Genomic DNA, 635 nt, shown 5'->3' with positions numbered 1-635 from the left:
ATTGGTCTTCATTGGCCATTGTCAAAAATTCACTTGGCCAGCCAACCCCATGCTCTTACCTGACTTTTCAGTACCAAATCTCATCCAAGGCAATCATACAACCGACAAAGCTTGTTCTTCATTTGCAGTTGGCCAGCAAGGATCGAACAAAATCGAGAACTGAGTCTACCAGTTTCCGGCCTAGTAAATTATCCCAAAAAGTTGACGATCCTTCTCGCACCCATTCCTGGATTTTCGACCTCGCGAAATCATTGTAACAATATCTGGTTGTTCGAATGCCCAACTGTCTCGACCTTTTCCAAGCCTGACCAACATCCCATCATCACGAGCCGTAAAGATAAGCTTTCTATCAAGAAACCTAGCCCAACCACCAAACATAGCTTTTCGGTCAAGCCAGATAGAGCTTCAAGATCTTCCCGTAAGATTTCTTCCAGTCCATGATCGCGTGCCATGAAATTTCCTTGTTCTTTGTATCATCACCGAACTATCAATATGATGATCGGGCAGGATTTCATTTTCGCAATCTTCACGTTAACACTATGGCCAAACAGATACCTAAAACCAACCTGTTGATCATTTTTTACCTCATCAACAGGTCAAAACCCCCTGCTTTATTGATCGTGCTACGTGAAATC

The 635-nt window shown here is 43.1% G+C and carries 1 protein-coding gene; it reads right to left on the bottom strand.

Annotated elements, in window-relative coordinates:
- Positions 1 to 248: 248 nt before the first annotated feature.
- Complete coding sequence (locus ACMV5I_RS29615; protein ID WP_414823425.1) at positions 249 to 452, bottom strand: hypothetical protein; 204 nt, start codon at positions 450 to 452, stop codon at positions 249 to 251.
- Between the last annotated feature and the right edge of the window lie 183 nt (positions 453 to 635).

The sequence above is a fragment of the Serratia sp. T13T92 genome (assembly GCF_047530105.1).
GTDB lineage: Bacteria > Pseudomonadota > Gammaproteobacteria > Enterobacterales > Enterobacteriaceae > Chania > Chania fonticola.
The sequence above is the reverse complement of the archived record's forward strand: the minus strand, read 5'-3'. Positions and strand labels throughout refer to the sequence as shown.

Coding starts and splice junctions, on each gene's coding strand:
- ACMV5I_RS29615 (WP_414823425.1), bottom strand. CDS start 452: ATGGCACGCGATCATGGACTGGAAGAAATCTTACGGGAAGATCTTGAA.